Raw genomic sequence first — 16,793 nt, forward strand, 5'->3', positions numbered from 1 at the left:
CGCCGGCGGCACCGGCAGGGCGCCGGAGATCTTGACGGGCCTGGCTACCGGCAGAGAATAGGACCTTCAGTGCAGAACTTCCCAGGAGTAGGCGTCAGCCCCGGCCGCATCATCGGCACCATCCGCCAGATGCCCAAACCGATCAGCGAACCGCCCGCGGGGGAACAGCTGGCCGAAGGAACCACGGCGGAGGAAGCCACTGCAGCGCTGAAAGCAGCCTCGCAGTCGGTCCACGACGAGCTCAAGGCCCGCGCAGCCCATGCCATCGGGGACGGCAAGGCCGTCCTGGAAGCCACGGCACTGATGGCCAAGGACACCATGTTGATCAAGGGTGCAGCCAAGCTGGTGGCCAGGGGCATCTCCAGCGAGCGGGCCATCTGGGAATCCGGCTCCTCGGTCTCGGAGATGCTCCACAACCTGGGCGGCTACATGGCGGAGCGCGCCACGGACGTCCTGGATGTCCGGGCCCGGATTGTGGCCGAGCTCCGCGGCGTCCCGGCACCCGGCATCCCCACGTCCGCCACGCCGTTTGTGCTGGTGGCCGAGGACCTGGCGCCCGCTGACACCGCAACCCTGGATCCCAACAAGGTCCTGGCCCTGGTGACTGCCGGCGGCGGTCCGCAGTCCCACACGGCCATCATTGCGCGTTCCCTTGGCCTGCCGGCCGTTGTGGCCGCCGTGGGCGTGGATGAACTCCAGGACGGCACCGAGGTCTACGTGGATGGCGCCGCCGGTACCATCACGGCCGCTCCCGATGATTCGCTGCGCGAGGCTGCCACGGCCTGGGCGGCCACGGCGTCCCTGCTGGCTGAATTCAGCGGCACGGGCATCACCGCGGACGGGCATCTGGTGCCCCTGCTGGCGAATGTTGGCGGCGGCAAGGACGCTGAGGCGGCGGCCAAGCTGGGCGCGCAGGGTGTTGGCCTGTTCCGCACCGAGTTCTGCTTCCTGGAACGGGACTCCGAGCCGTCCGTTGAGGAGCAGGCCGCGGCCTACAAGAGCGTTTTCGACGCTTTCCCGGGCAAAAAGGTGGTCCTGCGGACGCTGGATGCCGGCGCCGACAAGCCGCTGCCGTTCCTGACCGACTCCACCGAGCCCAACCCGGCCCTTGGCGTCCGCGGGTACCGCACCGACTTCACCACACCAGGGGTCCTGGACCGGCAGCTCGAAGCCATTGCCCTGGCCGAAAAGCAGTCCGAGGCGGACGTGTGGGTTATGGCCCCCATGATTTCGACGGCGGAGGAAGCGGCCCGGTTCGCTTCCATGTGCTCCGACGCAGGCATTAAAACGCCCGGCGTTATGGTGGAGGTCCCCTCCGCCGCCCTGACCGCCGAGGCGATCCTGCGCGAGGTGGGCTTCGCCAGCCTGGGCACCAACGACCTCACCCAGTACGCCATGGCCGCGGACCGGCAGCTCGGGCCGCTGGCCAACCTCAACACCCCCTGGCAGCCCGCCGTCCTGCGGCTGGTGGGACTCACGGTTGAAGGCTCCCGGGCCGAGGGAAACGCCAAGCCTGTTGGCGTCTGCGGCGAGGCCGCTGCCGACCCGGCCCTCGCCGTCGTCCTCACCGGACTCGGAGTGACCACCCTGTCCATGACGGCCCGTTCGCTGGCCGCTGTTGCGGCAGTGCTCAAGACCGTGACCCTGGCCGAAGCGAAGGAACTGGCCAAGCTGGCCCTGTCGGCGCCGAGCGCCACCGAGGCGCGGAACTGGGTCCGGGAGAAGCTGCCGGTCCTGGCTGAGCTGGGCCTCTAAGCCACCGGGTGCTGCGGGTCAGGCGGTAACGCCGAAGCCGTTCGGGCCCGCACCCAGCTGCTGATGGCTGCCGCGGCCACGCCGGCCGCCGTGTGCTGGAAGACGTGCCCCTGCCCGGCGACTTCGGCCACGGCGCCGTTCCGTGCCGCCGCAGCCAGCCGCCGGCACCACGGCAGCCGGGCCACCGGATCCCTGGCGCCGCGGAGCACCAGGACCGGCTGGGCCACGCCGGCCAGCCGGTCCTCCATCGCATAGGCCATCATGACCGGCAGTTCGGTGAGGTACCAGCGTGGCCCGGCCCGGAAGTAATCGGTTAATACGATGCTGTTGGCGCCGGGGGATTCACTGAACATGGCGTCCTTGGTCAGCGCGGCGGCCTGCCGGGGCACACTCCGCCGGGCCGCGTCCACCACCGGCCCCATCAGCACCACCGCCGTAACGCGGTCGGGTGCCTGCAGCGCCGCTTCAACGGCGAACTGGCTGCCCATGGAATGGCCCACCACCACAAAGGTGCCGGGCCTTTCGGCGGCCATGGCTCCGAGTACAAAAGCGGCGTAGTCCGCCACCTGCAGCTGCCGCGGCGGCCGCGGAGTCCCGCCGAAGCCCGGCAGGTCGAACGAGTAGACGTCCGCGTCCCGGGCCAGTTCGCGGTGCAGCCGGGACAGGTACCGGTGCGAAACCCCAATACCGTGCAGCAACACGTAGGCAGGCCGTTGCCCACCGCCGGTCTGCGGGCCGGCCGTTGCGTACAGGGTGCCGTCCAGTCCGCCGGATTCCACGGCCCGGCCGCCACTTAACGTCATCGGCCGAGCATACCGCCGGGCCCGGAAGGACGCCGGTAGGCTGATCCCATGGCACTGATAGCTCCCAGGATGACCGGCGCCCTGCCCCGTGACGATGCCCAGCGCCTGGCCCGCGCGCTGGAGGGAAGCGAGGACATCACCGTCTTTGTGGACGGCACCGTCCATCGGCTGCCGCCATTGGCGGCCGACGCGGTAGTGGACCTGCTCCGGCGTTTTGGCAGGAGCGAGGCGGTGACTGTCAGCAGCGTCGAGGAGATGCTCACCACCTCCAAGGCGGCCGAACTTGCCGGCATCTCGCACACGTACCTGCGGAACATGACGGACCGCGGCGAGATTCCGGTGGAGTACCGCGGCACCCACCGCAGGATCCCGCTGGCGGCGATCCTGGCCTGGGTGGACCAGCAGAAGCGGGATGCCGTCCCGGGAGCGTCGGGAGAAGCTACAGATGCCTAGCCACCAGGCCTAGATCCGGGGCCGGCCCGCCCAGCGCCGCATCTTCAGCGCGGCCGAGAGTTCCAGCCGGGGCATCCCCTTGAGCGGATCAACACCCAGCAGCCGGCGGATCCGGCCCAGCCGGTTGTAGATGCTGCTGCGGTGCAGGTGCAGCCTGGCCGCCACGTCCTGCACGGAGCCGTCGTTGTCATAAAGCAGCTCCAGCACCGGGATCAATTCGCCGTTCCGGTCGTGGTCCTCAAGCATCCGGAAGTACACGGAACCGGAGTCCGCCCAGGCGCCCACACCACCGCCGGCGGAGGCCAGGAGCTGGTACACCCCGGTGGAGCGGCAGTCCACCAGTTCCCCGAGCTGCGGATCAACCGCAGCGGCTTGCGCCGCCAGCCGCGACTGGCGGTAGGCCTCGGCCAGCCCCCGGGTCCTGCCGAAGCCCTCGCTGATGCCTAAGATGATGCGGTGGACCGGCCGGCCCGAACGCTTGGCCAGCTCCAGCTGGTAGTGCACCAGCACCTGCGCATGGTTGGCCCGGCCCGTTGACTCGCGGAACAGCAGCACCGAATGCGTCTCGGTGCCGGCGCTGAACAGCGCGGCGTCCACCCCCACTGTTGCCTGCAGTGCTGTGGAGCGGTGGATCAGGGTGGAGGCCAAAGAATCCGGACCGCCGGCCCAGCCGTCAGCGTCCAGGACGGTCACCACCTGCCAGGGTCCGCGGCCTTGGACTTCCTTCCAGCCCGCCACGGCTGCGACGGCGTTGGGCTCCCCCGCGCAGGCGGCCAGGAATTCACGTTCCCGGCCGCGGCGGAATTCCGATTCGGCGGTGTTGGATTCGAGCAGCAGCCCGGACAGCGACTCCAGCTCATGGTTGACGGCCGGCAACTGGGTGAGGATCGCCGTCGGGCTTTCCTCCACTGAGTCCTGCTGGACCCAGAGGTACCCCACCCGGAAGCCGCGGACCATCAGCGGGACGCAGATGCGGCCCAGCATGCCGAGCGCGCGGTTGGCAGGGACCACCACCGGACGCACCGCGGTGGCGATGCCGTGGGAGAGCTGCCAGGCGCTGACGTCCGCCGGCACTTTTTTGCTGAGCAGGAAGTTCACCCGGACACGGTCGGCGTGGGACTGGTTGGAGCTGTAGGCGAGCAGCAAACCGTCGAGGTCCTCCAGGGAGAGGCCGCGGCCCAGTTTCTGCGCCACCTGTTCCACGAGCTGTTCCACACCCTGCTGCTGCATGGGCCCACAGTACTGCCTGCCGGGCCGCCGCAACGAACGGACATGAGACGACACTTGCCGCCCCGGGCCTCGACATGTGTCGAACACGCGCCATCGAAAGTCCCGGAATGGCGGGGAACCTTGGCATGGGGCAACGGTGGTCAATGTCGGCTGGCTCACAACCGGATTTATCGTGGAAGTACATCAAACATCAGTACTTTCCGGCGAATCCCGCCGAGAACCTGGAGCTTCCCGTGATCATCGGCGTCCCCAAAGAAATCAAGAACAACGAGTTCCGCGTAGCCATTACGGCCGCCGGTGTCCACGAATTCCAGAGCCACGGCCACACGGTCCTGGTGGAGCGCGGCGCGGGCCTCGGTTCCGGGATCACCGACGAGGAATACGCCATTGCGGGCGCCGAGATCGTCACCGACGCGGATGATGTGTGGGGCCGTGCGGACATGGTCATGAAGGTCAAGGAACCCATCGCCGCGGAGTACCACCGGTTCCGTAAGGGCCTGGTGCTTTTCACCTATCTGCACCTCGCCGCGGAGCCGGAACTGACCCGCGAACTGATCAATGCCGGCGTCACCGCCATCGCGTACGAAACCGTCCAGGACGGCCGGGCCCTGCCGCTGCTGGCCCCCATGTCCGAGGTCGCAGGCCGGCTCTCCGTCCAGGTGGGCGCCGCGTCCCTGATGGCACCCGCCGGCGGCAAGGGCGTCCTCCTGGGCGGCGTCCCGGGCGTCCGCCCCGCCAAGGTTGTGGTCCTCGGCGCCGGCGTCGCGGGCACCAACGCCGCCGCCATGGCCCTGGGCCTGGGTGCAGACGTCACCATCATGGACATCAACATCAACCGCCTGCGCGAACTGGACGCCCAGTACCAGGGCCGGCTCAAGACCGTGGCGTCCAACAAGTACGAAATCGAGAAGTCCGTCATCGACGCGGACCTGGTGATCGGCTCCGTGCTGATCCCCGGCGCCAAGGCACCCAAGCTTGTCACCAACGACCTCGTGGCCCGCATGAAGCCGGGCTCCGTCCTGGTGGACATCGCGGTGGACCAGGGCGGCTGCTTCGAAGATACCCGCCCCACCACGCACCAGGAACCCACGTACCGGGTCCACAACACCATCTTCTACTGCGTGGCCAACATGCCCGGCGCGGTCCCCAACACGTCCACCTACGCCCTGACCAACGTCACGCTCCGGTACGCCGTGTCACTGGCCAACCTGGGCGTCAAGGCCGCGTTTGACCGTGACCCCGCCCTCGCAGCTGGCCTGAACATCGCTGCAGGCCACGTGGCACACCACTCCGTGTCCGAGGCCCATGGCCTGCCGCTTACGGCTGACTGGCACGAACTGGTTTCCGCCTAGCCTGCCGAACCGGCCAGCTCCCTGGCCGCTTCAATAATTTTCAAGGTTTCGACGGCGTCTTCCGGGTCCACCGGCAAAGGCGCCGTCGAAGCTGTTCCACCGCCGGCCAGCCGGTCCGCGAGGAGCCGGTAGAACTCGGGGTACGCACCCCGTTCGGTGGGCAGCGCGGCCAGGTGTCCGTCCCGGCCCAGCAGCCCGGCCCACTCCGGGGCTTCCACGCCGTATCCGGCGTCCAGTGGACTGCCGCCTGCGGCGATATATGGTTCCTGCGGGTCCACGCCGTGTTTGGTGAATCCACCCACCGAGCCCAGGATCCGGAACCGCGGGCCCTGCTGGGCGCAGAGCATGTTCATGCCGAGGTGGCTGGTCACTCCCGAGTGGTGCCGGAGTACCAGGAAAGCGTCGTCGTCGACGCGCTCGTCCGAACGGCGCGCCAGCAGCTCGGCGTGGACCACCCGGGCCGGGCCGAAGAGTACCAGCGCCTGGTCGATCAGGTGGCTGCCAAGGTCAAAGAGCGTGCCGCCGCCATCCACCGCCGTGGCAGTGGCCTTCCAGGCCTTCGAAATGACGGGCTGCCACCGTTCGAAACGGGACTCGAAGCGGGTCACGGGACCCAGCGCCTCGGCTGCCAGGAGCTTCCGGACGGTCAGGAAGTCACCGTCCCAGCGCCGGTTCTGGAACACCGTAAGGACCCGGCCCAGGCTGAGTGCCAGGTCCACCAGCTCCCTGCCTTCCGCGCTGGTGACCGCGAAAGGCTTGTCCACCACCACGTCCAGCCCGGCCTCCAGCGCGGCCTTCGCGAGCGGGAAATGGGTGGCCGGCGGGGTGGCCAGGACCACCAGGTCCAGGTGGGCCGCACGCTCAAGGACCGCGCCGCCGTCGGCCACCACCTCCGCGCCCTGGAGCTGCCGCGCCGCAGCCTGCCGTCCCGTGTCCGACGTGGCCACAAGGTCCAGGGCGTACCGGGGGTCTGCGGCGATCAGCGGGGCGTGGAAAACGCTCCCGGAGAGGCCGTAGCCCACAATGGCCGTGCGGATGGGGCGGTCTTCGGGGATGCCGGTCATGGCCTCCACGCTACTCCCCCACGTTCCGGGCTTAAACGCAGACGCTCCCCCACTTCCAGCCGGTAAAGGCTGCGAGGTGGGGGAGCGTCGCGGAAAAACTCGGATCAGGTGGGGATTACTTCTTTTCCCAGCCCAGGGTGGTCCAGTCGGGAACCTGCGAGAGGCTCTGGAACAGGGACGGGCCGTAGTTGGCCAGGCCCGTGCGGACGAAGGAGATTTGCGGGCCGTTGAAGGCCACGCCCATGGAGAAGTACTTCGCCATGTGCTCCTTCTCAACTTCCATGGCCGCCTTGTTGCGCTCGGCGTTGTCCTCGATGGCGGCGAGGTCGGCAATCTTCTTGTCCAGCTCGGCGTCGCCCAGTTCGTTCTCGTTGGTCTTGGAGTCGTAGTACTGCTTGACGGCGTCCGTGGCATCCGGGCCCACGGTGTAACCGGAGATGCTCAGGTCGAACTCGCGGCCGCCAATGACCTTGCCGAAGTCCGCAGAGGCGCGCTGGTCGATGCCAACATCCATGCCGCCGGCCTGGAGCTGCTTCTGCAGGGTCTGGGTGACGGCAAGGGTGGTGGGGTCGTCGCCGAAGTTGCTGATCTTGAAGGCAGCGGGCTTGCCGTCCTTCTCCATGATGCCGTTGGCGTTCGGGGCGTAGCCGGCGTCGGTCAGCACCTTCTTGGCTGCGTCGGCGCCGGTTTCCTTGACGGGGTAGTTGTCCTGGTAGTACTCGGAGAACGGCAGCAGCATCATGGAACCGGAGCTGGGCTCCTCCCAGTTCAGGCCGTTGAAGCGAACGGCGCGGAGGGCCGGACGGTCGACGGCGGCGAAGACGGCCTTGCGGACGGCAACGTCGGTGATGCGCTGGGCATTCATGTTCATGCCGCCTGCGAAGAGGCGCTGGCCACGGCGGATGTCCGCATCCTTGGTGCCTTCAACCTGCTTGTACAGGGAGATGGTGTTGGTGGAAACGGCATCGATTTCGCCGTTTTTGAATGCGGCTACCTGGGCGCTGGTTTCCAGTTGGCGGAAGGTGACGTTGGCCAGGACCGGCTTGGCGCCCCACCACTTCTCATTCGGTGCCAGAGTTACCGTCTTGGCCGCGGTGTCGTACTGGTCCAGCTTGAACGGGCCGGCCATCCATTCTGGGTGCAGGTCGCCGTTGTAGCCTTCGTTGAAGATTTCCGGGGTGTTCACGGCCGGGTGGATCAGGCCGAAGAAGAGCGAATCCACCGGGAAGACCGGCTGGGTCGTCTTGACGATGACTTCCTTGTCGCTGCTGCCGGCCTCGACGGATTCAACAAACTGGTACGCGCCGGAGCTGACGATGTCGTAGCCGGCGTCGGCGCTCTTGAGGATGTTCCAGGTGTTCTGGAAGGCCTTGACGTCGATCGGAGTGCCGTCGTTGTAGGTGGCTTTATCGTTGACCTTGATGGTGATGGTCTGCTTGCCGTCCTTCACCTCGCTGTCCACGGTCTCGCAGAAGTCCGTGTTGGGCGTGACCTTGCCCAGGAAGTCCACCTTCCAGCAGCCGCCGATGCCGCCGCTGTTCATGGCCACCGGGTTCATCGGGATCTGCAGGGCGGAGTTATCCGCTGTGTTGCCGTTGTTGGAGAAACCGTTGAAGTCCGGGCCGATGTTGCCCAGCGGAAGGGTGACCTTGCCGCCCTGCTCAAGGTCGGCTGCCGGCTTCTCGTTGACGCTGATGAGCTTTGAGAGGTCGCTGCCCGACTCCTGCCCCTTGGCGGTTTCGGGGCCGGTGGACCCGCCGCCGTTGCCGCATGCCGTCAGCGTAAGAGCCGCAGCGATGGCTGCTGCTCCGCCGATCTTCGTCAGATTCCTCATGGTGTTCCCTTCGTTGGTGCGGGTGGTGATACTGGTGATGGGTCGGAAAAATCTAGGGTGCATTGTGTTCCGCCGAATCGTGGACCACAAGCATTTCCTCGTCCAGTTCCCCGTCGGGGAAGAAGCAGGCGAAGCGCTGGTCGACGGGTTCCGCGGAGCCGGCTTCCAGGACCTGGACGGCCGACGACGGCCCGGCAGCTTCCAGGGGCGGCTCCAGCGTGAGGCACTTTTCCTGCTTCGGCGCCGGCAACGCGGCAAAAACCGGGCAGCGGGTGGCGAAGTTGCAGCCCTTGGGGGCATCCAGGGGAGAGGGAAGGTCGCCCTTGAGGATGATGCGTTCCCTGGTGCGTTCCAGGTGCGGGTCCGGTACCGGGATGGCGGACAGGAGGGCCCTGGTGTAGGGGTGGCGGGGGTTATCGAACACCCGGTCCACCTCGCCCACTTCCACGATCTTGCCCAGGTACATCACGGCAACCCGGTTGGAGATGTGCCGGACCACCGAGAGGTCGTGGGCTACCAGCAGGTAGCTCAGCCCCAGTTCGGCCCGAAGCTTGTCCAGCAGGTTGATGACGCCGGCCTGGACGGAGACGTCCAGGGCGGAGACCGGTTCGTCCAGGACCACCAGTTTGGGGTTGACTGCCAGGGCCCGGGCGATGCCGATGCGCTGGCGCTGGCCCCCGGAGAACTGGTTGGGGAAGCGGTTCACGTGGTCCGGCTGCAGTCCCACGAGCTTCATCAGCTCCATGATCCGCTTCCGGATGGCGGGCTTGTCCATTCCCGCGTTCTGCAGCGGTTCGGCGAGGACCTCGTAGACGGTGAACCGGGGGTCAAGGGCGCCGGTGGGGTCCTGGAACACCATCTGCAGTTCCCGGCGCATGGCGCTCTTGGTCCGGGCATCAGTGGCTTTTTTGTTGCTGATGCCGCCGATCACCACCTCGCCGTCCTGGTCCTTGTGGAACTCCATGATTTCCAGGAGCGTGGTGGTTTTGCCGGAGCCGGACTCCCCCACGATGGAGAAGCATTCGCCCTCGCGGATGTCGAAGCTCAGGCCGTCAACCGCTTTGACGGTGCCGATCCGCTTCTTCAGCAGTGCGCCCTTGGTCAGCGGGAAGTGCTTGCGGACATCGTTGAGCTGGAGCACCGTAGCGCGTTCGTTGCGGGGAATCGCGTCGAAACGGGAAACGGGAACGGGCGGGGCGGAGAACACTTCGTGCCCGTCCACGTCCTGGCCAAGGGAGTCCGACTTGATGCACGCGGCGCTGTGCGGGCCGCTGCCGGCCACGGGCAGCAGCGCCGGTTCGCCCTCGAGGCAGGCGTCGGTGGCCAGGGGGCAGCGGGGCGCGAAGGAGCAGCCGGTGGGCGCGTGGATGAGGTTCGGCGGGATGCCCTCGATGGGGATCAGGGAGGACTTCTCCGAGACGTCCACGCGGGGCACCGCCCCGAGCAGGCCCAGGGTGTAGGGCATCCGGGGGTTGTAGTAGATCTCGTCCACCATGCCGGTTTCCACGGGCTTGCCGGCGTACATCACCATGATGTCGTCCGCCATGCCGGCCACCACACCGAGGTCGTGGGTGATCATCACCACCGCCGCGCCGGTTTCCTCCTGGGCGGTGTGGAGCACCTCGAGGACCTGGGCCTGGATGGTGACGTCCAAGGCGGTGGTGGGTTCGTCGGCGATGAGCACCCGAGGGTTGTTGGCGATGGCGATCGCGATCATCACACGCTGCCGCATGCCACCGGAGAATTCGTGCGGGAATGCCCGCAGCCGGTCCTTGGGGCTGGGGATGCCCACCATGGCCAGCAGTTCGACGGCGCGCGCCTCCTTGGCCTGCTTGCTCATCGCGGGGTTGTGGATGGTCAGCGCCTCAACGATCTGGGCGCCCACCGTGTAGACGGGGGTCAGGGAGGAGAGCGGGTCCTGGAACACCATGGCGAGGTCGTTCCCGCGGTAGGCGCACATGGCCTTGTCACTGAGTCCCAGCAGTTCACTGCCGTGGAGCCGGACTGAGCCGGTTACCTCGGCGGTGGGCGGCAGGAGCCCCATGATGGCCAGGGACGTGACCGATTTGCCTGAACCCGACTCGCCCACGATGCCCAGGGTCTTGCCGGCCAGCAGGTCGAAGTCCACGCCGCGGACAGCGTGGACCACGCCGTTCTCGGAATTGAACCGGACGTTCAGGTCCCGCACGGACAGGACGGCGTCGGTGGGGGCGTGGAGGCCGGCGACGTGCAGCCGCTCCACGGTGGACGGGGTGGGCTCGAAGGCCCCGGTGGTGGTTTCGCTGCTCATGGGGTCTTCATCTCCGCGCGGTTCTTCCTGGCACTGGTCTTCCGGGCCTTGCCCACGGAGCTGGAACTGGGATCAAAGGCGTCCCGCAGCCCGTCGTTCATCATGGCCAGCGACCCGGTGAGGAGGAACATCACCGCCAGGGGCACCCAGAACATCCAGGGAAACGTCTGGACCTGTGAGGTGGCTGCGCCGATCAGCACGCCGAGGCTGACGTCCGGGACCTTGATGCCGATGCCGATGAAGGAGAAGGCCACCTCGGCGAGGATGGCGCCGGTGACGCCGCGGGTGATGTCGAGGACCAGCAGCGAGCCGATGTTCGGCACCAGGTGCCGCCACACGATCCGACGGGGCGGGACGCCCATGTACTGGGCGGCCTTGACGAAGTCGCGCTGCATCAGGGACATGGACAGGGACCGGATGAGCCGGGCCGTTCCCATCCAGCTGAAGATCAGCAGGACGATGATCAGCAGCAGCCACGAGGGCAGGTTCTGCTTGAAGTTGGCGCCGCCCCCGCTGGTGGCCACGGCCACCACCAGCAGCGCGGGCATCATGATGAGCGCCTCGAGGACAAAGAGCATCACCTTGTCCACCTTGCCGCCGAAGTAGGCCATGGTGCAGCCGTAGACGGCGGCGATCAGCACCGAGACCAGGCCCACGATCAGGCCGATCAGGATGGAGATCCGCGTTCCTTCCACGGTCATGGCGTACAGGTCGATGCCTGCCTGTGAGGTGCCCAGGTAGTGCTCCGCGGACGGCGGCATGCCGATGTTGAAGGGGTCGATGGTCTCCTTGTCCCAGGTGGTGAAGAAGTTGCCCACAAAGGAGAACACCACCAGGGCCAGGAAGATGACCAGCCCGGCCACAGCCGTTTTGTTGCGCAGGAAGCGCCGGAAGATGATGGTGGATTTGCCAATAACGACGTCGGCGTTTTCCAGGTGTGCGTCCTGGGCAACTGCTGCCGGGTCTACGGCGTTGAGGTTGGTCATGGCTACTGCACCCGCACTCTCGGGTCTACAAGCGTGGTGGCGAAGTCCGCCAGGATGGCGCCCAGGGCGAAGATCACGGAGCCGTACGCCAGGGTGGCGGTGGCCGCGTTGACGTCCTGCAGCGAGATAGCGTCAATGCTCCAGGATCCGACGCCGGGCCAGGCGAAGATCTTTTCGGCGAAGAAGCCGCCGGCGAAGATGGCCGGGATGGTGAAGGCGATGCTTTGGGCCACGGGGATGAAGGACACGCGCAGGGCGTGCCGGCTGATGGCCTGGTTGCGGGTCAGTCCCTTGGCGCGCGCCGTTCGGACGAAGTCTGCGTTGACGTTGTCCAGGAGGTATTGGCGCTGGGCGATCTGGTAGGAGCCCCAGCCCACCAGGGTGATGGCCACCGTGGGCACGGCGTAGTGGCCCACCATGTCCACAAACTGCGCCCACCCGGGCTCCATGCCGGGGGTTGAGATGCCGGTGACGAAGAAGATGCGGTTGCCCACGGTTTCGTTGATGTTGATGGCGCCCAACTGCACCAGGAAGTAGGCGATGGGGGCCGGCACGATGTAGGCCAGGTAGCTGTATGACGTGATGACCCGGTCCTGGAACTTGTACTGGCGGGCGGCGGAGTACACACCCAGCGCGACGCCGATCACCAGGGTCAGCACGATCGAGGCGAGGAAAAGCCGGGTGGAGATCCACACGCGGTCCCCAAATTCAGCGTTGATGAAGGCGCCATTCGGGCTGCGGCCCCAGTCCCAGCGGGTCACGATGCCGGTGAGCCAGTCAACGTAGCGCTCCCACGGGTTGAGGTCCGGGTCCAGGCCCTTGAGGCGCATGGAGTTGGCGACCTGCTCCGGAGTGGGGCGGGGGATGCGTTCCTGTTCCAGCAGCGCCGGTTTGAGGGAGCTGACGGCCAGGAAATATCCGGCAGAGGTGGTCAGAAAGATCATGACCAGGTAAGTGAAGCCGCGTTTGGCAAGGTAGCGGAGCATGGGGCGCTACTTCTGTTTCGCCGCCGGCCGTTGGACGGAAGGACACTGCGCGGGTGGCAGCTGGAGTGCCGGGATACGGGGCAAAACAACAATCACGTGCTGGATCCTTCCGTCATCCCCGGATGAGCGGGGGTTTGCTCCGCCTCACCGGGTTCTGTGCCAGCGGGTGGCTGGCGTCCCGCAGCCTTTGGGGCCGGTCCTGGTGGACTATGTTGCGGGTCACATTCCAGAGGAAACTATCACAGCCCGCAGCCCGGATTGCGCCGGGACGGCCCGAAAGCTACTGGCCCGTATCAGATTGTTATGAACATTCCTGTAAAGCTCATGTGACTGGACCGAGGGTCCGGAACTGACGTAGCCTACGCCCCGCGCACGACGCGTGTGACAAGGTCCTGCCAGGAAGCCATCAGCCGTTCCGGCGCAACGCCGTGGACCCGGACCAGGTTCAGGAGCCGCTCAGGATCCAGGGTGGCAGCAAGGGAACCGGCCATCAGGCCAGGCTCGGGGGCATAGCCTTCCTGCCGCAGCAGCATCTCAATATGCCGGTTCCACAGGGCTGCGGCGGGCACTTCAAAACGGCCCCGCGACGCCATTTCCGCAGCGAGAACCAGGTCCCCGAAAGCCAGTACATACTGGATCCGCCCGATGCCGCAGGCGATCAGCCGCTCAAGGCCGGGCGCGCCCGGACCCAGGGGCGGCGGCCCGAACATAAACCGCGACTGAAAGTCGGTTTCGGAGTCGTTGAGCAGCGTCACCATCAGCCCGGCTCGGCTGCCGAACCGCCGGAACACGGTGCCCTTGCCCACGCCGGCGTACTCCGCCAGCCGGTCCATGGTCAGGCCGGCCACCCCGCCCTCCTCAATGAGTTCGCGGGCGGCCCTTAGGAGGCGCTCCCGGTTCCGGGCGGCGTCACTGCGCTCGGCAGCGGTAACCGGGGCCACTCCCGGCCGCATTGGGATGGAACTCACAGGTCCAGTCTAGTCCCCGGGAATATTAAACGGACCGTGGTCCGTTTACTCTGGATGAAGGCGTTCCGACGCCCCAGTTGTGCTGCGCCGCAACCCCCGCGGCCCGAACCCTAGGAGTCCCCATGTCCAAGAACACCGTCCTGACGCTCGTCGGCAGCCTCCGCGCCGAGTCCACCAACCAGATGCTGGCCGAAGCAATCCAGCTCAACGCCCCGGAGCACGTCGCTGTTGTTATCCACGACAGCCTGGGCAACATTCCGTTCTACAATGAGGACATCGACGTAGAAGGTTCCGTTCCAGCCGCCGCCGCCGCGCTGCGTGCCGCTGCCGCAGAAGCCGGTGCCGTGCTGCTGGTGACCCCCGAGTACAACGGCACCATCCCGGCCCCGCTCAAGAACGCCATCGACTGGCTGTCCCGCCCGTTCGGCGCCGGCGCCCTGACCGGCAAACCCACCGCCGTCGTCGGAACCGCTTTTGGCCAGTTCGGCGGCGTTTGGGCCCAGGATGAGGCCCGCAAGGCTGCCGGCATCGCCGGCGCAAACGTCCTGGCGGACGCCAAGCTGGCTGTTCCCGGCTCGCTGGTCCGGTTCGCCGAACTGCACCCCAAGGACGACGCAGAGGTCGTGGAGCAGATCAAGGGCGTCTTCGATGCCCTTGACGCCGCAGTCGCAGCACCGGCCGCCTAGTACCTCGAGGCGCCTGCCCTGCTGTAACCAACTCTTGTCCCAACCGGTACCACCCGGAGATCCCCGGTCCTGCCGCCGGCCGTAACGTTAATCAACCGGAGCCGCCGCGCTGGACGGGCCGGAACGGAAAAGCGGTGCAGGATGCCAGGAACCGGGGGTGCCGGTCAGGGGCGGGGAACGCGGCAGGCGGCCGTCGCGGCCCTGGCGCTCTGCTGCTGGCTGGGCGCCTGCGCCCCGGCGCCGGAGGGTGTGCCCGCCCCCACCAACCCTGGCGTTCCGGCCGCCCCGCCGGCGCCCGAGCCGCAGGCTCCGCCCTGGCCGCAGGCCCCAACCACATCCACGGCGGCGGCTGTTCCGTCCGCAGCTTCGGCGACGCCCGGCGCCCGTCATGCCGCGCCTCCGGTCAGCCCGGCTCCTGCGCCCGGCACTGGCGGGGGCAGTCCCCCACCGGCGGACACCCCTGGTGCCGCCGCCACCCCCTCCTCGGCACCCTCTTCGGGCCCCGCTGCTGCACCCGTCCCCGGTGCCATACCAACCTCCGGCGCCAGTGCGCCTTCCGGACTGCGTACCGTCACCACGTACTACGTGCTGCTGGACGACGGCGGCCGGAACGGCGTCCGCTTCGGCTGCAATGACAGCCTGGTGGGCCTTTCCCGGCAGCTGCCGGCCGCCACTGCCGCGGCACCGCTGCGTGCTGCACTGGGCCCCCTCCTCGGACCAGCGGAATCCGATGACCTTGGGGCAGCGTTGCCTGCAGGCAGCTACAACGCCCTGGCAGGTGCCACCCTGACGCTCCTGTCCGGCCGCTTCGACGGAACCACCGTCACGGTGTACCTTGCGGGCGGACTCAACCCCGATGGCGTCTGCGACCTGCCCAGGCTGGAAATGCAGCTGACCCAGACAGCCGTGGCCGCCGTGGGTGCCGTCCGGGCCGAGATCTACATCAATGGCGTGCCCTTGGGGCAGGCACTCCGCCTGGACCAAGGGGACGGAACCGCCGGAACGCCGCCACCGGGTGAATCATGATTCAACAGCTGTTGCTTTTCAGGCAACACCCGGTTGTATCCTGAGGATGTGAGCCACGAAACACTTGATGCCGCCGCGGGTGCGCTGCCGGCCGAAGCCATTGATGCCATCGAACGGGCCGCAACATCAGCCCACCGCCACCAGGAGCTGTTCTCCGAGCGGGCCGCCCACATCCGGCAGTCAGCCGTCCGGGACGTTTTTGATATCTCGCTCCGCGAGGGCCTGGTCTCGCTGGCGGGGGGCAGCCCCTACCTGCAGTCACTGCCGCTGGACCGGCTGGCCGCCACAGCGGCACGGATCATCGCCGAAGAGGGCCTCACCGCGCTGCAGTATGGTGCAGGCCAGGGCACTGCCGAACTCCGGGCCCAGATCTGCGAAGTCATGGCCGCCGAAGGCATCACCGACGCCCGCCCCGAAAACGTGGTGGTCACCGCCGGCTCCCAGTCGGCGCAGGACGTGGCCACCAAGGTGTTTTGTGACCCGGGGGACGTGGTCCTGGTTGAGGACCCCACCTACGTGGGCGCCCTGAACACCTTCGAGGCCTACCAGGTCCAGGTGGAAACCGTGCCAATGGATGAGCATGGCCTGGTGCCCGATCTCCTGGAGGCGCGCATCGCAGCCCTTCAGCTGGCAGGCAGGACCATCAAGTTCCTGTACACCATCCCCAACTTCAACAACCCGTCGGGCATCACCCTCGCGGCGGAACGCCGCCAGCAGATCGTCGATATATGCCGTAAAGCGAATATTCTGGTCCTGGAGGACAACCCGTACGGGCTGCTGCGGTTTGACGGCCGGCCACTGGCCCCGTTGCGGGCCGCTAACCCGGACGACGTCATCTACATGGGCTCCTTTTCGAAGATCTTCGCCCCCGGCCTCCGGATCGGCTGGGCCCTGGTGCCCGCCCACCTGCAGCGCCGGTACTACCTCGCGGCGGAGTCGGTGACCCTGTGCCCGCCGGCCTTGAACCAGATGCTCGTGTCCGCCTACCTGCGCGACTACGACTGGAAAGGCCAGATCGAGACCTACCGGGGGCTTTATGCCGAACGCTGCCGCGCCATGATCGAAGCCCTCGAGGAGCACTTGCCTGCAGGTGCCACCTGGACCTCGCCCGACGGGGGCTTCTTCGTGTGGGTCACCCTGCCGGCGGGCATAGACACCTACCCGCTGCTTTACAAAGCCATTGAGGCCGGTGTGGTGTTTATTCCGGGGGCCGCGTTCACGCCCTCGGATGAACCGTCCAACAAACTTCGCCTCGCATTCAGCGCCGTTCCCCCCGATGCCATTGCCGAAGGAGTACGCCGGCTGGCGCCGGTCCTTCAGGAAGCCATCGCGGCGCTGTAGCGTAGGCAGCACAAACCCT

At 67.2% G+C, this 16,793-nt stretch carries 14 protein-coding genes; 6 read left to right on the top strand and 8 right to left on the bottom strand.

Annotation, left to right across the window (positions count from 1 at the left end; all coding sequences use genetic code 11):
• Positions 1–69 precede the first annotated feature (69 nt).
• On the top strand, positions 70–1,755 hold the full coding sequence (gene ptsP, locus ASF72_RS12085) for a phosphoenolpyruvate--protein phosphotransferase (protein WP_056599182.1): 1,686 nt from the start codon (positions 70–72) through the stop codon (positions 1,753–1,755).
• Here the strand turns inward: ptsP and ASF72_RS12090 are convergent.
• On the bottom strand, positions 1,752–2,558 hold the full coding sequence (locus tag ASF72_RS12090) for an alpha/beta fold hydrolase (RefSeq protein WP_056599185.1): 807 nt from the start codon (positions 2,556–2,558) through the stop codon (positions 1,752–1,754). The two genes, ptsP and ASF72_RS12090, sit on opposite strands and share 4 nt — an antisense overlap.
• A 48-nt stretch (positions 2,559–2,606) precedes the next feature.
• On the opposite strand from ASF72_RS12090, the gene ASF72_RS12095 reads away from it, so the two are divergent.
• The gene (locus tag ASF72_RS12095) at positions 2,607–3,011 is read left to right on the top strand and encodes a helix-turn-helix domain-containing protein (protein WP_056599188.1); all 405 of its coding nucleotides are present in this window, start codon (positions 2,607–2,609) and stop codon (positions 3,009–3,011) included.
• 9 nt (positions 3,012–3,020) lie between these two features.
• Here ASF72_RS12095 and ASF72_RS12100 read toward each other — a convergent pair whose 3' ends face one another.
• Positions 3,021–4,241 carry a PucR family transcriptional regulator gene (locus tag ASF72_RS12100; RefSeq protein ID WP_050683603.1) on the bottom strand — a complete coding sequence of 407 codons (1,221 nt, stop codon included), beginning with the start codon at positions 4,239–4,241 and terminating at the stop codon, positions 3,021–3,023.
• A 233-nt stretch (positions 4,242–4,474) separates the two neighbouring features.
• On the opposite strand from ASF72_RS12100, the gene ald reads away from it, so the two are divergent.
• Positions 4,475–5,593, top strand: a complete 1,119-nt coding sequence (gene ald / locus ASF72_RS12105) for an alanine dehydrogenase (RefSeq protein ID WP_050683604.1) — start codon at positions 4,475–4,477, stop codon at positions 5,591–5,593.
• On the opposite strand, the gene ASF72_RS12110 is transcribed toward ald, so the two are convergent.
• From ASF72_RS12110 to ASF72_RS12135, 6 genes are all read right to left on the bottom strand, one after another.
• Complete coding sequence (locus tag ASF72_RS12110; RefSeq protein WP_056599657.1) at positions 5,590–6,657, bottom strand: Gfo/Idh/MocA family protein; 1,068 nt, start codon at positions 6,655–6,657, stop codon at positions 5,590–5,592. The two genes, ald and ASF72_RS12110, sit on opposite strands and share 4 nt — an antisense overlap.
• A 115-nt stretch (positions 6,658–6,772) precedes the next feature.
• On the bottom strand, positions 6,773–8,491 hold the full coding sequence (locus tag ASF72_RS12115) for an ABC transporter family substrate-binding protein (protein WP_056599660.1): 1,719 nt from the start codon (positions 8,489–8,491) through the stop codon (positions 6,773–6,775).
• 52 nt (positions 8,492–8,543) lie between these two features.
• Positions 8,544–10,781, bottom strand: a complete 2,238-nt coding sequence (locus tag ASF72_RS12120) for an ABC transporter ATP-binding protein (protein ID WP_056599191.1) — start codon at positions 10,779–10,781, stop codon at positions 8,544–8,546.
• Positions 10,778–11,767 carry an ABC transporter permease gene (locus tag ASF72_RS12125; RefSeq protein ID WP_056599194.1) on the bottom strand — a complete coding sequence of 330 codons (990 nt, stop codon included), beginning with the start codon at positions 11,765–11,767 and terminating at the stop codon, positions 10,778–10,780. The genes ASF72_RS12120 and ASF72_RS12125 overlap by 4 nt, the downstream gene beginning before the upstream one ends.
• A 2-nt stretch (positions 11,768–11,769) precedes the next feature.
• A complete protein-coding gene (locus tag ASF72_RS12130) occupies positions 11,770–12,753 on the bottom strand; it encodes an ABC transporter permease (protein WP_056599197.1) in 984 nt (327 codons plus the stop codon).
• A 359-nt stretch (positions 12,754–13,112) separates the two neighbouring features.
• Positions 13,113–13,721: a TetR/AcrR family transcriptional regulator gene (locus ASF72_RS12135; RefSeq protein WP_235504715.1), complete on the bottom strand. Its 609-nt coding sequence runs from the start codon at positions 13,719–13,721 to the stop codon at positions 13,113–13,115.
• Positions 13,722–13,843: 122 nt separating this feature from the next.
• Here ASF72_RS12135 and ASF72_RS12140 point away from each other — a divergent pair, with 122 nt between their 5' ends.
• From ASF72_RS12140 to ASF72_RS12150, 3 genes are all read left to right on the top strand, one after another.
• Positions 13,844–14,407: an NAD(P)H-dependent oxidoreductase gene (locus tag ASF72_RS12140; protein ID WP_050683610.1), complete on the top strand. Its 564-nt coding sequence runs from the start codon at positions 13,844–13,846 to the stop codon at positions 14,405–14,407.
• Between the two features lie 141 nt (positions 14,408–14,548).
• On the top strand, positions 14,549–15,433 hold the full coding sequence (locus ASF72_RS21035) for a hypothetical protein (protein WP_235504716.1): 885 nt from the start codon (positions 14,549–14,551) through the stop codon (positions 15,431–15,433).
• A gap of 48 nt (positions 15,434–15,481) precedes the next feature.
• On the top strand, positions 15,482–16,774 hold the full coding sequence (locus tag ASF72_RS12150) for an aminotransferase-like domain-containing protein (protein WP_056599666.1): 1,293 nt from the start codon (positions 15,482–15,484) through the stop codon (positions 16,772–16,774).
• The last annotated feature ends 19 nt before the right edge of the window (positions 16,775–16,793 follow it).

The sequence above is a fragment of the Arthrobacter sp. Leaf141 genome (assembly GCF_001424565.1).
Taxonomy (GTDB): domain Bacteria; phylum Actinomycetota; class Actinomycetes; order Actinomycetales; family Micrococcaceae; genus Arthrobacter.

What these genes read in the sequence shown, in the direction of transcription:
- ASF72_RS12110 (WP_056599657.1), bottom strand. Translation starts at nt 6,657, where the DNA reads ATGACCGGCATCCCCGAAGACCGCCCCATCCGCACGGCCATTGTGGGC.
- ASF72_RS12120 (WP_056599191.1), bottom strand. Translation starts at nt 10,781, where the DNA reads ATGAGCAGCGAAACCACCACCGGGGCCTTCGAGCCCACCCCGTCCACC.
- ASF72_RS12095 (WP_056599188.1), top strand. Translation starts at nt 2,607, where the DNA reads ATGGCACTGATAGCTCCCAGGATGACCGGCGCCCTGCCCCGTGACGAT.
- ASF72_RS12090 (WP_056599185.1), bottom strand. Translation starts at nt 2,558, where the DNA reads ATGACGTTAAGTGGCGGCCGGGCCGTGGAATCCGGCGGACTGGACGGC.
- ASF72_RS12100 (WP_050683603.1), bottom strand. Translation starts at nt 4,241, where the DNA reads ATGCAGCAGCAGGGTGTGGAACAGCTCGTGGAACAGGTGGCGCAGAAA.
- ASF72_RS21035 (WP_235504716.1), top strand. Translation starts at nt 14,549, where the DNA reads ATGCCAGGAACCGGGGGTGCCGGTCAGGGGCGGGGAACGCGGCAGGCG.
- ASF72_RS12140 (WP_050683610.1), top strand. Translation starts at nt 13,844, where the DNA reads ATGTCCAAGAACACCGTCCTGACGCTCGTCGGCAGCCTCCGCGCCGAG.
- ASF72_RS12130 (WP_056599197.1), bottom strand. Translation starts at nt 12,753, where the DNA reads ATGCTCCGCTACCTTGCCAAACGCGGCTTCACTTACCTGGTCATGATC.
- ASF72_RS12115 (WP_056599660.1), bottom strand. Translation starts at nt 8,491, where the DNA reads ATGAGGAATCTGACGAAGATCGGCGGAGCAGCAGCCATCGCTGCGGCT.
- ASF72_RS12125 (WP_056599194.1), bottom strand. Translation starts at nt 11,767, where the DNA reads ATGACCAACCTCAACGCCGTAGACCCGGCAGCAGTTGCCCAGGACGCA.